Genomic DNA, 14,161 nt, shown 5'->3' with positions numbered 1-14,161 from the left:
TATTTTGAAGTTTTTGTGAAGCATTGTGTGTTTTTTGCAAATTTTATTTTTTGCAAATTTTACTTGAAACTATATGCTAGATTTTGCAAACAATCGCATAAAACCAATATTTATATGGCACAATTTGTGTTTGCTTTACAAAAATTTTACAAAGATTTTGTGGTTATCAAAATTTAGTCATCAAAATTCACATATTCACTTGCATTTCTAGCTTTGCAAGAAGTTTTAGATATTGAAGCTACAAAATTTCTTGCTTCATTTAAAAGAAACAGAATTTAGATATAACGCTCAAATACAACAACAAGATTTGTATAAAATATTGTTAAAAATGATAAGAGAAAATCTGCTTAAGTTTAATTGAGCCTTGTTTTATGTAAATTATGTGCTAAGAATGATAAAATCATAGTTTTCCACGCATTAGATTCTGCAAAAAAATGCAGAATCTAATTGCTCGCAATGACGAAATATTCTTTGTAATATTGAGTGCGTGGGCGCGAAATATCTCTGTTTATTTGCGTATTTAGAGATACTTCGGTTTCGTGCGAAACCGAAGTATGACAATTTTTTTATAGATTGCCACGATTCTAGCCTTTTTGACAAAAGCCTAGAATCTCGCAATGACGATAGCATAAAATTTAGCAATTATGACAATACAAAGTCTAGCAATGCAAAATCTAGCAATGATTACAGCGCAAAATATCGCAATGCAAATTCCCGCAATCACGGCACAACCAAACCGCAGCGCAAACAAATCACAAACACTGCCAAATCACAGCGCAATCACAAAATACCAATAACTACGCGCTTAAACTTCTACACAAAAAACTTCCCTTCTTTAATACTTCTCCCCTTAAGATTTTCCCCCCTAAGACTTCCACAAATTAAAACTCTCCCATTTAAGACTTTCACAATTAAGACTGCCCTTTAAGGATTCCACAAATTAAGATTTCTCACAATCAAAAGATTTCCCACAATTAAGACTTCCACCTTTACGATTTTCCGCCAAACCAATACACATACTTCATATTAAAAGCCGTGCTAACCCCGTGAAATCTATCATTTTCACTTGCCTTGCCAAATTCATTAAAATTAGAATAAAAAAGCCCATTATACCCCGCGCTTAGCTCGTGATTTTGCTTTAGCGTCCATATAAAATCCAAGTCAATATTGCCATAGAGTATCGGCAATGCGATTGCCCCGCTCCCGCTAAGCCCGCCGATTTTAAACTCGCCAATAGGCTTATTTAGCACATTATATCGTAGCCCACCTATCGCGCTCATTTTAAAGCCCTTTGTCCATACTTTGTAGTATTTCACGCTTGCGGAGATTTGGGGGAGATGCCACATTTGCATAGGGTAGTATTCATTGCCGCCTAGTTTGTATTTTGCCTTTTGTAGCTTCATATCTAGCGGGGACAAAACATCATAGCTTAGCCCTAGCTCTGGGGCTATGTAGCTATTAAATTTTAGTTGATAGAAGTTGATTCCACTTCGTAGAGATGCTCCCGCGCTCCATATCAGCGGTATTATCGAATCAGGCGTGTTTGATTCTAGTTTAAATTTGATATTTGGCAGTGGGCTTTGCGCGCTAAATGATGGCATATCTAGCCCTGCGCGTAGATTTAGCTTGAGATAAAATTCCTGTGGCTTTGCCTCAAAGGCAAAGCTTTGGAAATAAGTCGCGCCGATATTTAGAGAGCTATTATGCACGGTTGCTTGCGTGCGGAGTAGCTCTGCATCGACATAGGCGTATTCATACCCTAGATAGCCACCTAGTATCCCCTCTCCCACAGCCCTTTGCACGCCACCTATCATTCCTCCGCTCCACTCTGTCGCGCTTGCTACGCCTAGCTCTGCGTAAGAGTGCGCCGCATAGGGTAGCACAAAGGCGATATGATTTTTGTTGCCCCCATAGTCCAAAAACGCCTTATCTGTCTTGGTTTTTCGCTTCGTGGATTTATCTTGCTTCATCGCTTTTCGCATAGCGGGGGAGTAGCGATTGATTCTAGCGGGGTTATCGACATCGCGCTGGTTTCTAGCGCGGTTTAGGAAAATCTCTTTGTCTTTTTGGGCGTATTTTGACAAATCACTTCTAAAATTTTTTTTCATCAGCGAATCTAGCGCGTTTTGCGTCATCACCGCTCGCCTCATATAGCTCATCGTAATCATACGCCACAGCGAAGCCCCATAGCTTGTGGCTATATCTGGGCTAACGCGAAATCCTTCTCCCATATCGTGCAGTGCCGTGCCTAGCCCTGCGCTTAGGTGGGAGAAGTTTAGGCTACTTGTTGTTGTTCCATCGCCGATTTTTTTGCCACCTGTGCTATCTAGTATTAGTTTGTCATAAAAGTAAGTGTTGTTTGCGTCCGTTACGCCCTCACCTATGTTGATTCTTATCGCGCCTGCGCCTACTTCGCCTACTTTTTGGATTGTTTGCGCGCTGATATGCTCGGGGTATATGTTTGTGGTGTGTGTTTGGTTGTTCCAAGTGCTAGGGTTGCTATTTAGCGTAAGGGTCGCTTGATAGACATTTAGCGTGCCTATGCTTCCGCTTCCGCCGATATTATATAGCCCTAGCACAGAGGCAAAATCCCCCGCAAACTCTTTCCACCCCAAATTTAGCTCGTTTATCGTGCCTTCATTAGTCAGTCTGCTTACAAATGAGCTTCTATCCGTCCCTCCAAACCCCCCATAAATAGCCATAGCATTCACGGTCTTGCCTTGATTTATGGTTATCCCGCCTAGATATTCCCCGCTTCTTTCATCTACGCGCCCTATCTGCGTGCCTCCGTGTATGCTAAGCGATAATGCCCTGCCATAGACATTTGTTACGCCATAGCTAGCATAATTTACATCTGTGTCTATTTCCATCGCAAAAAAGATAGAGCCATTTGAGTTGTGATTAGCGGATTTTTCACTATATGGCATAAGGATTCCAAGTGGTTTATTTGCGTGAGTGCCTGTGAATTTTAGTGTAGTATCTGGTGCATTTACACCAAAAAATTGAAATGAAAAGTCATATTGTGCTGTGCCTAGATTAGCCAAATTTATCGTGGCTGTGCCTGCGCCTATGGAAGTGGGTATGGGGCTACTTTTGTCATCTGTGCCACCTATGTAGAAAAGCCCGCCTTGTGTCGCGCTCCTAGCTGCGTTTTCTAGCTGCGTCTCAAACATACTAGCACTAGCAAATGAGCCTGTGCAATAGACTTTTTGCTGTGTGCTACCAAAGCCATATCCTGTGGAGGCTAATATACACTCTCCAGCTACGGCAAAATCTAGGCTTGCTATGCTTGCAAACGCAGTGGCTAGGGATAATGCTAGGCGTTTTTTGGGCTTAGTGGTTTTATTTACCCACCCCCTAGCCCCCTCCGCAAGGGAGGGGGAAACAATGCCATTGAAAGATTTTGCATTGTCGTCATTGCGAGCAATTAGATTCTGCATTTTTGCAGAATCTAATGCGTGGCAATCTACTTTGTCTATATTGTAGTGTAAATTACCACCTATGTTTTTTGTCGTGGATTGCCACGCGTTGCGTTGCAACGGTCGCAATGATGATTTGCTTATGGAAGCAAAAGCCCCCTCCGCAAGGGAGGGGGGACAAGAAGTGTGCAAATCCGCAATGGAGGCGGAAACCCTGTCATTGTGAGAATTTGCATTGCCATTGCAATCTTTTACATTGTCGTCATTGTGAGCGCAACTTGTTGCGCGTGGCAATCCAAAATAAGCCCACTCCCTTGCGGAGGGGGTTTGGGGGTGGGTAGATTTGTCATTGCAAGAATTTTCAAAGTTATTGAGAGGATTTTCAATGCCGTCATTGCGAGTGCAACAAGTTGTGCGTGGCAATACATTATTTTTGTCAATATAAAAATCCCCAAGCGTTTGCTTAGGCTTTGTGCGAGTGTTTTTCATTTTGTTTGTCCTTACAAAATTTTATAGCGCTTAATGCGCGTTTTTTTTATCAAACTTCCGAAGTAATTCACTTAAGGTAAATAAATTGTAAATCGTAAATCTTAAACAAAATAAACTTAAGTGTAGCTGAAAATAAAAACAAAAAAAAAAAAAAAACGGCGATTTTTACACATTTTTTGCAGAAAAAAGCAGGATTTTTATCAAAAATAGCGATTTTTTATCATCGTCTTTGTAGTAAATAATCATATTTTTTGCAGATTTTCATAGATTTATTGGAGTTTGTAGTTTTGCGTGGATTTGTTTTTGTATTTTGCAAAAGTCTAGGTATGGTAGTGCCTGCTTGTCATTGCCGTCATTATAAGCATTGATTCTACTTCCGTCATTGCGAGCCGTGCTTGCACGGCGTGGCAATCTATTTTATTAAATTTGCAAAATGTGTGTTTTGGTAATTTATGATTTTGGATTGCCACGCGCAACAAGTTGTGCTCGCAATGACAAGATTGCAAAATCTTTCAATGACAAAGTCGCAAATTCTTGCAATGACACCCACCCCCAAACCCCCTCCGCAAGGGAGGGGGCTTTTTTCTTCGGCTAACGCCTCGCAACCCATTGGGTGGGGGTGGGTGTCATTGCGAGATTTTGCGTAGCAAAATCGTGGCAATCTATGTTTTCTGTCGCATTTTTTGTCTTGGATTGCCACGCAAATGCTGTCGCATTTGCTCGCAATGACGGAATGTTTGTCGTAATGACAAGCGGATAGATTGCCACGCAAAATCTAGCGATTTTCTAAAAAGTTACGCTTGGTTTGTTTGCTAGCCTTTGATTTTGTTTTGCTAGCAATGACAAAAATATTTGCAAGATTTAATCGCAAGTGTAGTATCTCAAAATCTAACTAGCAAATAACAAACAACGGCATAAATTTCACTAACCGTGGTTAAAAGATTTTGCATTTTTGGGATAAAGTGCTAAAATTTGGCATTTTGCTTCTGCACCACGCATTCAAAAAACATAAACTAAGGATAAATATGGATTTTTCAGTGATAATTTTAGCCGCTGGGGCTGGCACGCGTATGCGCTCTCACGCCCCCAAAGTCTTGCATACGATATGTGGGAAGCCTATGATTTATTATATTGTGCGGGAGGCGTTGAGCGTGAGTGATGATGTGCATATCGTGCTATATCACAAGCGCGAAATGATAGAATCCTATCTAAAAAAATGCCTAGAAAATGGCGAGCTAAAGGGGAATCTAGCCTTTCATACCCAAAATCACGAAGCATTCCCGGGGACAGGTGGAGCGTTTTTTGTAAATGAGGGCGAAAAATCTAGCCAAAATAGTAGTAAAAAAATCATAGATTTTGCCCACAAATGCGTAGTGGTGCTAAATGGTGATATGCCTCTAATCACGCGGGAAACGATTGCAAAAATCGCACATTTTTTGAATCCGCATAATGCCAAAATCACTGCCAAAATCGCCATAAGCACGATGAAGCTAGAAAATCCAAGTGGCTATGGGAGGGTAATTTTTAGTGATTTGGCTAGTGGGGCTTGCGATGCGGAGGTGGAGGCTATCATTGAGGAAAAAGATTGTGATGAGCCCCAAAAGCGCGTAAATATCGTAAATGCTGGAATCTATGCCTTTGATAGAGGGATTTTGCAAAATCTATTGCCAAAGATTTCTAACCATAACGCACAAAAAGAATTTTATCTCACAGATATGATTGCCCTAGCACGCGCACAGGGCATAAAAATAAGCGCGTTTTGCGGGGATAAAGATGAGTTTATGGGGGTAAATTCTAAAAGCGAGCTAGCAAAAGCAGAATGCAAAAAGCTAGAATCTTTGAGAGAAAAAGCGATGAAAAATGGCGTGGTAATGCACTTGCCACACACGATATATATCGAAGAAGAAGTCGAGTTTGTCGGGCAGTGTGAGCTAGAAAATGGCGTGGTAATCAAAGGCAAAACGCTAATAAAAGATAGCCTTATCAAATCCCATAGTGTAGTAGAATCTAGCAAAATCATTTCTAGTGATATTGGACCTTTTGCGCATATTCGCCCAAAAAGCGTGGTAGATTCTACGCATATTGGCAATTTTGTAGAGACAAAGGCGGCAAATCTACAAGGCGTAAAAGCTGGGCATCTAAGCTATCTAGGGGATTGCCAAATCGGAAAAGGAAGCAATGTGGGGGCTGGGGTCATCACTTGTAATTATGATGGCAAAGCAAAGCACAAAACTATCATTGGGGAAAATGTATTTATCGGTAGCGATACGCAATTAGTAGCCCCTGTAAATGTAGAATCTAGCGTGCTAATCGCGGCTGGCTCTACGATAACAAACGATATAAAAAGCGGGGATTTAGCGATTTCGCGCGTAAAGCAAGTCAATAAAGCAGGATTTTTTAAGAGATTTTTTGGGGATAAATGATATTTGTGCGTGCAAGTCGTTTGCAAACTAGATTTTAACTCGATTGCAAAATCTGCTTGCAAACTAAAAGTAGCCATTTGCAAAACTAGATTTAGCAAAATCTAGTTTGCTTGCAGTCTTTGACATAAATAGATTTTACAAATCGCAAGATTTTATTAAAATCAACGATTTAAAAACTAGCAAAATCTAGCCCAAATTATTGCTTAGCTTTATCTAGGATATTCCACGCAGTGAGCGCGTCTAGAGCGGATTTTAGCTGTATGTCATCGGCTATATCTGCTTGGGTGATTAGCTTTTTTGATTCTTGTTTGGATTCTGCTACCTTGCCATCTTTGTTGTCGATTTTGCGTAGCTCATTTTCCAAATGATTTTTCAAATCCGCTTCTTTGATTTCAAACCCATTATCACCTTGAGGCACGCTACCGGGATGGACTACTATATCGGGCTTTACGCCTACTGCTTGTATGGTGCGCCCGCTTGGGAGGTAGTATTTTGCGGTGGTTAGTTTGATTGCCTCATTTGAGCTGATGGGTATTACCATTTGCACGCTTCCTTTGCCAAATGTCTCTTCGCCCACCACGATAGCCCTCCCGTGGTCTTGCAGTGCGCCCGATACGATTTCGCTAGCACTTGCTGTGCCTGCATTTACCAAAGCCACGATAGGCAGTTTGGCATAGGGGGCTTTGCCTGTGGCTTTGTAGCTGATATTTTCCTCATTGACTTTGCCTTTTTGAGATACGATTACGCCATCTTTGATAAATAGATTTGACAAATCCACCGCTTGGTCAAGTAGCCCGCCCGGATTATTTCGCAAATCTAACACAAGCCCTTTGATTTTGCTATGCTCTTTTAATGCTGCGCTTGCAGATTGCGTTACATTCTCATCAAATGAATTTACACGCAAATACAAATAATCCGTGTCCTCAATCTTTTTGGCATACACAGATTTTACCTTGATGACATCACGCACAAGTTTAAACTCCATAGGCTTGCCCTCGCCCTTGCGGACTATGTTTATGGTGATTGGGGTTTTTGGCTTGCCTCGCATTAGATTTACAGCATCATCTATGCTCATTCCTATGGTGCTTTGATTTTCGATTTTTAGGATTACATCGCCACTTTTTAGCCCTGCTCTTTGGGCTGGGGTATCATCTAGGGGAGCGATGACTGTGAGTGCGCCATCTTTTAGCCCCACTGTGATTCCTAGTCCGCCAAACTCGCCTTTGGTTTGGATTTTTAGCTCTTTGTATTTTTTTTCATCTAAGTAAGCAGAATGCGCATCTAAATTGCCTATAAGTCCGTCAATGGCTTTATCTACAATATCCTCCACACCCATTTCATCGACATAGTAAGATTCTATGATGGACAATGTTTTAGAAAATTTCTCAATCGCTTGGGCGCGTTGCTTGCGCTCTGTTTGCGGATTTTGTGGTTTTTGCGTGGCTTGGGCGATGGCAAATACATTGCCAAATGCTAGCAAAGCCCAAACAAACGCTATGCCTATGCCTAAAAAAAAGTATTTTTTATTTACAAAAGATTTTTTTAGCCCCGTTTTTGTGCCTACTTCTTTAATGGTGTTCATTTTGTCTTTTTTCTCCCGTTTTATTTTGTGGATAGTCGTTATGGCAATTTTAATAAAGCCTTTTTGCCAAAATTGCCAAAATCTTTGTCAAGCCCAAAATCTGCTTAACAAAAACGCGTATTCTACCCAAAAAGTATAAAGCTTGTAGCAAATATCAAGCCAAATCCCACAAAAACGACAAAAAAACGATAAAAAACAAGCGAGAATTTGCGCATTTTATAACGATTCATTACAGATTTTGCAAAACCTTTACAATAAATCAGTAAAAAAAGTTTATATGTTTAGACTAAAGTATTATAATGCCTTGCGTATAAAGTTTGATTTTACCCAAACAAAAACCGATTTTATACGGCAATTTTAATGTTTTAACAAAATCTAAGGAGCATACAATGCAAAACAATCTTTTTGACAAACTTACCAATCATTTTAAAGAAATGCTTGATTCTGCGGCTTCGCTTGCCCTGCACGCGAGCAATGCCGAACTCACAACCAAGCACATAATCTGGGCAATGCTAGCCAATCATCAAAGCCTGCTAAACCAAGCCCTAAACAAAATGGGCGTAGAAAAATCCCCCTTAGAGCTGGAGGCAAAAAGCGCGGTGGATTCCCTGCCAAAAAGCTCTGGCGTTTCAAGCGAAAATATTTCGATTGCCAAAGAGCTAAAAAGCGCGCTAGATTTAGCCCTAGCCCACGCCACGCAAAATGGCGATAGCTTTGTCGCGCTAGATAATTTCATCATCGCAAACCTTAAAAACGAGGCTTTTAAGCAGATTTTAGGCAAGTATATCGACACGCACGAGCTTGCCAAAACGCTAGAATCTATCCGCGCAGGGAGCAAAATCCTAAACCAAAACGATGATTCTACGCTAGAAGCCCTTGCCAAATACGGAATCGATTTGACCGCAAAAGCCATAGAGGGCAAGCTAGACCCTGTGATTGGGCGAGATGAGGAGATTCAGAGGCTTATGCAGATTTTAATCCGCAAGACAAAAAACAACCCGATTTTGCTAGGCGAGCCCGGCGTGGGCAAAACCGCAGCCGTAGAGGGACTAGCCCAAAAAATCATCAAAAAAGATGTGCCACTCTCTTTGCAAAATAAACGCGTAATCGCGCTTGATATGAGTGCGCTAGTAGCGGGGGCGAAGTATCGCGGGGAGTTTGAGGAGCGACTAAAAGCCGTAGTCGATGAAGTCAAAAAGTGCGCGAATGTGATTTTGTTTATCGATGAGATTCACACCATTGTCGGGGCTGGGGCAAGTGAAGGGAGTATGGACGCGGCAAATATTCTAAAGCCCGCGCTCTCACGAGGCGAGCTCCACACCATAGGCGCGACCACGCTCAAAGAATATCGCAAATATTTTGAAAAAGACGCGGCTTTGACACGGCGATTTCAGCCTGTGGCGTTAAATGAGCCAAGTGTCAATGAATCACTCCAAATCCTGCGCGGGCTAAAAGAGCGACTAGAAGCCCACCATAAAGTAAATATCACGGATTCCGCGCTTGTGGCGGCTGCTAAGCTCTCTTCACGCTATATTACGGATAGATTTTTGCCTGACAAGGCGATTGACTTAATCGATGAAGCCGCTGCTGAACTAAAAATGCAAATAGAATCTGAGCCCTTTGAGCTAGCGAGCATCAAGCGCGTGGTGCAAAATTTGCGCGTGGAAAAAGAGGCGTTGAAAATGGAAAAAGACTCCACCCAAGCGAGCAACCGCCTAAAAGAAATCGAAAAAGAAATCAGCAACGCCGATGAGGAGCGAGCCAAGCTAGAAGCGAAATTTGAAAACGAAAAGAGCGTGTTTGAGCAAATCGCCAAAGCAAAAGATGAAATCGAGAATTTAAAGCGCAAAAGCGATATTTGCAAGCGCGAGGGCAAGCTAGAAGAGGCGGCAAAAATCGATTATGACACGCTGCCAAAGGCGATAGAAAACGAAAAGAGCTTAAATGAAAAATGGGAGCAAATGCAAGAGGGTGGCACACTGCTAAAAAACGCCGTTACCCAAGAGAGTATCGCTAAAATCATTAGTCGCTGGACGCAAATCCCTATCCAAAAAATGCTCCAAAGCGAGAAAGAAAAGATTTTGGGAATCGAGGAAAAACTAAGCGAATCTGTCATCGGGCAAAGTGCCGCGCTAAAGGCAATCGCACGCGCAATCAAGCGCAACAAAGCAGGGCTTAGCGATAGCAATCGCCCTATTGGGAGTTTTTTATTTTTGGGTCCCACAGGCGTTGGCAAGACAGAATCTGCTAAGGCGTTGGCGCGATTTCTTTTTGATAGTGAGAAAAATTTGGTGCGATTTGATATGAGCGAATATATGCAAAAGCACGAAGTCTCGCGTCTAGTGGGGGCTGCGCCGGGCTATGTGGGCTATGAGGAGGGCGGACAGCTCACCGAAGCGGTGCGCAGGAAGCCTTATTGTGTGCTACTTTTTGATGAAATCGAAAAGGCGCATCCTGATGTGTTTAACCTGCTTTTGCAAGTGCTTGATGATGGAAGGCTAACCGATAATAAGGGCGTAACGGTGGATTTTAAAAACACCATTATTATCCTAACGAGCAATATCGGTAGCGATAAAATAATGAGTATAGAGGATAAGAGCGAGCGTGAAAATGCCGCAAAAGAGGAGCTAAAGGGCTACTTTAAGCCAGAGTTTCTCAATCGCCTTGATGATATGGTGATTTTTAATCCTTTGGGAGCGGAGCAAATCGCTCAAATCGTGGATATTATGTTTGCGCATATCTCTAGCAAACTGCGCGAGAGAGACATCACAATCACTCTAGATTCTAGTGCAAAAGAGTTTATCGCTAGCGTGGGGTTTGACCCTGTGTTTGGTGCGCGTCCTTTGAAGCGGGCATTATACGAGGAAGTCGAGGATAGGCTAGCCGAGCTAATCTTGCAAGATAAGCTAAAAGATGGCGATAAGGTGGAATTTAGCGCGGGCAAAGAGGGGATAGAGGCGATGGTTTCGCACTCAAAGTAGCTAAAAAATGACTAATTTTTAATGAAAAAAGACTAATTTTAAAGCGGGGGGCTTTTGACATCGTGAGCGAAAAAAAAGTCGTCATTGTGATTTTCCATACTTAAATGGCATTTGCGCGAAGTATAAAAAACCTTAATTCTTGGCATACTTAGATTTTGAAAAAAACCGAAGTGTCTATAAAATCCAAAACAACAATAGAGATATTTTGCTAACGCTAAATATTATAATGATAGAAGTTTTGGTTGTTTCGTTGCATTAGTATGAGGATTTATAGCGTGTTGGTTGGTGCGAATGGATAATTCCATTTTTACACAAAATCTAAATGTGGCAAAAATCGTCCATAAATATGGAATCCATAAAACACGCAAATGTTAGATTTTGCTTTCTTGCAATCTGTAAAAATAAACACCAAAGGGCTAAATCTCGTGGTAAATGCGTTGATAATTTGGCTATAATCAAAGTTTTGTTTTGTGCTTTTATCCACAAAAAGTTTATTTGACGCTTTTATCCACGATTTGTATGGCTTAAAAAACAAACTAACCTAAAAAATCATAAATCAACAAAAACAAAATCTAGGAGCGCAGATGGACTGCCATAAATACCATATATTAGCGATTTTGGGCATATCTGGCAAAGATTCAAAGAGTATTTATAGCAAAGATTCTGCGTTAGATTTACCGCTAAAAAATGGTGATTTTCACAACTCCACGCATTGCTTGATTGAAAGTTTTGGCGAAAATGCGACTTATACATTTATCGGCACAGCCAAATCTATCGACTATCAAAATGAGATTTTTGACACATTGCCACAAAGCAAGGCGATTTTTGAAAAATACAAGCCAATAGAGTTGTCAGATTCAAATGAAATTGAGGATATTTTCAATGAGGTGTTAAAAATTATTAAAAAAACAGAAATTCAAAATATTATTTTAGACATTACACACGGATTCCGTCATCAGCAAATTATTGCTAGTTTTGCAAGCACGCTAACGCAAATAAATACCAAAAAATCCATAACGCTACTTTTTGCAAAAACGCAAGGCAAAGATTCACAAGGGCGCGATTCGTTTCAATATACAAGTTTGGAGCGATACTCACAAATAAGCCTTATTGCGCTTTGTTTGCAGACATTTACGCAAACTTTGCGTGTGCCAGAGATGAGAATCAATGAGCCTTTTATCATCACGCTTGCAAATTTTTCAAACGCACTTCACGCAAATGCGTTTAGTCAAATCTTTGGGTTGCTAGATAAAGTCAAGATAGAGCTAAAAAAGGCAAAGGCAAATTTTGCGTTTAGCGGTTTGGGGAATATTTTAGAGGGCGTAGAATCTGTTTTAGATATTTTTAAAGATATTCAAAACACACCAAAAATTTATAATAAATATTACAAATTAGCGCGACTTATGCACTCCACAAAATACTATCTAATATCCGCGACATACATTAGCGAAGCGATTTCGCTGTATATTTTGGATAGACTAAGTCAAAAAGGCTATTTTACAAAACGACAAAAAAACGGCGAACCATACAAAGCGCAACAAGCAGTAAAATCTTTTATGTATTTTATGTGCAATGATGAACCACACAAAAGTTATGAATCTAAAAAAAATAAATGTTATGCTGAATGTAAATTTTACTTAAATAAAAGCAAAATCGATGAGTTGGAATCTATCATTCGTAAAAAGCATTTAAATGCGTTTCAATATCTCTATAAACTCACAACGCAAATAAATGATATTAGAAATAGTTTGGTGCATATCACTTCGGCACAAGATTTGCCACAAAAAATTCAAAGCGATTTGCAAACAATTTTAAACAACTTTGATTGCAAATGTATTAAAGATGATTGTCTAAAAAATATTTAATGGAATCACTAATGCAAAAAACACTATTTATCCTGCTAAATCACAAACTAAACGATGAGCAAAAAAGCGAGGCAAGGACGCGTTTTGGCATAGAAAATTTTATAGATTTGACAAATGACAAATGGAGCAATATCCCGCCTGAGTTAGAATGCTTAGATGAGATTTTAGAGGAGTTTAAAACCGCGCTAAAATCTAGCGCAAAAAGCGGGGATTACTTGCTTGTGCAAGGCGATTTTGGTGCGACTTATGCGATGATACGATACGCGCTAAATCTAGGCATAATCCCCATATACGCCACGACAAAGCGCGTAGTCATAGAAGCGGTAGAAAATGGCGTAACGATTAGCAAAAGGTCATTTGCCCACGAGCGATTTAGGGTATTTGGCGAGTAGATTTTGGGCTTACTAGCAAATCGTGTGTGATAGATTGCGACTACAAAAGCGTGTAAATAAAATCTAACAAAGTAGTAAAATGTTTGAATTTTGTAAAATTTCTGTGCTAGCTAGAGATAGGCATAAGCCACCATTTTTTGTCGGCTCGCAATTACGCGGTGCGCTAGGATACGCGCTAAAATCCATCGTCTGTATAAAAGATGACAGGGATTGCAAAAACTGCGAATTTGGCACATCGTGCGTGTTTTTTAGCTTTTATCAATGCAAAAATGTTTATCATAAATTTCGCTTTGATTTTGAGCTAGGGATGGGCAGGTATGATTTTAGTTTCTATCTATTTGGGGCAGAGGTAGAAAACGCCCCCATAATCATCGCAAGCCTGCATAAAATGCTATGTGAAATCGGGCTAGAATCTAGCGGCAAAAAGATACTATTTAGCGATATTTTTATATTTGTAAATGATAATCTTTGCTTTGGCAGTAGGGACAAAAAAGGGCTACAAATGCCGCTAGATTTTGCACAAAAATTTATAGCAAATGATGAATCAAAAGATTTTGCTTCACGCGCTAGGGTTTTGCTTATCACGCCACTTCGTATCAAAAAACATAATTTTTTTGTGAGGGATTCTAGCTTGGAGTTAGGCGATATACTTCGCTCTATTTACGCTCGCAAGCTAAGTTTGCAAGATAGAGAGAAAGAAAAAATGCCAGATTTTGCAGGCAAAATCACTCGCAAAAATCTAACCTATATCGATACTTTTCGCAAAAGCAACTCCCAACAAACAAGTATGAATCTAGGGGGGCTTGTGGGTGAGATTTTGCTTGATGGGCTAGATAGGCAAAGCTATGAGATGCTAAAACTAGGGGAGATAATAGCCGTAGGCAAACAATGTTCTTTTGGGTTAGGCAAAATAGAGATTTTGCAAGATTTGGGATAGTTTTTGTTTGGCTAAAGTAGCGTTAGCGGATTGTTTCTTATCAGTATTTTTTAGCGAAGGTAGAAAAATTTAG

General features: G+C 40.4%; 11 protein-coding genes and 1 pseudogene. 8 read left to right on the top strand and 4 right to left on the bottom strand.

Annotated features, from left to right (window positions below; genetic code table 11):
• Window positions 1–247 precede the first annotated feature (247 nt).
• Window positions 248–361 (top strand): annotated as a pseudogene (locus ACWIUO_RS11195) (IS1595 family transposase); the annotation flags it as partial.
• 126 nt (window positions 362–487) lie between these two features.
• Window positions 488–928, top strand: a complete 441-nt coding sequence (locus ACWIUO_RS11190; protein WP_454177975.1) for a hypothetical protein — start codon at window positions 488–490, stop codon at window positions 926–928.
• Window positions 929–989: 61 nt separating this feature from the next.
• On the opposite strand, the gene ACWIUO_RS11185 is transcribed toward ACWIUO_RS11190, so the two are convergent.
• Both ACWIUO_RS11185 and ACWIUO_RS11180 read right to left on the bottom strand, forming a co-directional pair.
• Window positions 990–3,908: a hypothetical protein gene (locus tag ACWIUO_RS11185; protein WP_454177974.1), complete on the bottom strand. Its 2,919-nt coding sequence runs from the start codon at window positions 3,906–3,908 to the stop codon at window positions 990–992.
• 261 nt (window positions 3,909–4,169) lie between these two features.
• Window positions 4,170–4,319: a hypothetical protein gene (locus tag ACWIUO_RS11180; RefSeq protein WP_454177973.1), complete on the bottom strand. Its 150-nt coding sequence runs from the start codon at window positions 4,317–4,319 to the stop codon at window positions 4,170–4,172.
• 31 nt (window positions 4,320–4,350) lie between these two features.
• Between ACWIUO_RS11180 and ACWIUO_RS11175 the strand changes: the two genes are divergently transcribed.
• The gene (locus ACWIUO_RS11175; RefSeq protein ID WP_454177972.1) at window positions 4,351–4,503 is read left to right on the top strand and encodes a hypothetical protein; all 153 of its coding nucleotides are present in this window, start codon (window positions 4,351–4,353) and stop codon (window positions 4,501–4,503) included.
• On the opposite strand, the gene ACWIUO_RS11170 is transcribed toward ACWIUO_RS11175, so the two are convergent.
• Window positions 4,500–4,676 (bottom strand): hypothetical protein, encoded by a 177-nt coding sequence (locus tag ACWIUO_RS11170; protein WP_454177971.1) that lies wholly within the window; start codon window positions 4,674–4,676, stop codon window positions 4,500–4,502. The genes ACWIUO_RS11175 and ACWIUO_RS11170 overlap by 4 nt on opposite strands.
• Window positions 4,677–4,933: 257 nt before the next feature.
• Between ACWIUO_RS11170 and glmU the strand changes: the two genes are divergently transcribed.
• A complete protein-coding gene (gene glmU, locus ACWIUO_RS11165) occupies window positions 4,934–6,331 on the top strand; it encodes a bifunctional UDP-N-acetylglucosamine diphosphorylase/glucosamine-1-phosphate N-acetyltransferase GlmU (RefSeq protein ID WP_454177970.1) in 1,398 nt (465 codons plus the stop codon).
• A 196-nt stretch (window positions 6,332–6,527) separates the two neighbouring features.
• Here the strand turns inward: glmU and ACWIUO_RS11160 are convergent, their stop codons facing one another.
• A complete protein-coding gene (locus tag ACWIUO_RS11160) occupies window positions 6,528–7,913 on the bottom strand; it encodes a S41 family peptidase (protein ID WP_454177969.1) in 1,386 nt (461 codons plus the stop codon).
• Window positions 7,914–8,302: 389 nt separating this feature from the next.
• On the opposite strand from ACWIUO_RS11160, the gene ACWIUO_RS11155 reads away from it, so the two are divergent.
• From ACWIUO_RS11155 to cas6, 4 genes are all read left to right on the top strand, one after another.
• Window positions 8,303–10,894: an ATP-dependent Clp protease ATP-binding subunit gene (locus ACWIUO_RS11155; RefSeq protein WP_454177968.1), complete on the top strand. Its 2,592-nt coding sequence runs from the start codon at window positions 8,303–8,305 to the stop codon at window positions 10,892–10,894.
• A 584-nt stretch (window positions 10,895–11,478) separates the two neighbouring features.
• Window positions 11,479–12,759, top strand: a complete 1,281-nt coding sequence (locus ACWIUO_RS11150; protein WP_454177967.1) for a CRISPR-associated DxTHG motif protein — start codon at window positions 11,479–11,481, stop codon at window positions 12,757–12,759.
• Between the two features lie 11 nt (window positions 12,760–12,770).
• Window positions 12,771–13,151, top strand: a complete 381-nt coding sequence (gene csx20 / locus ACWIUO_RS11145; protein ID WP_454177966.1) for a CRISPR-associated protein Csx20 — start codon at window positions 12,771–12,773, stop codon at window positions 13,149–13,151.
• 79 nt (window positions 13,152–13,230) lie between these two features.
• Window positions 13,231–14,088, top strand: coding sequence for a CRISPR system precrRNA processing endoribonuclease RAMP protein Cas6 (cas6, locus tag ACWIUO_RS11140; protein WP_454177965.1), 858 nt, complete (start codon window positions 13,231–13,233; stop codon window positions 14,086–14,088).
• The last annotated feature ends 73 nt before the right edge of the window (window positions 14,089–14,161 follow it).

This window comes from Helicobacter sp. T3_23-1056 (genome assembly GCF_053654535.1).
Note: the sequence above shows the minus strand (reverse complement) of the source record. Positions and strands in the feature narration are given on the sequence as shown.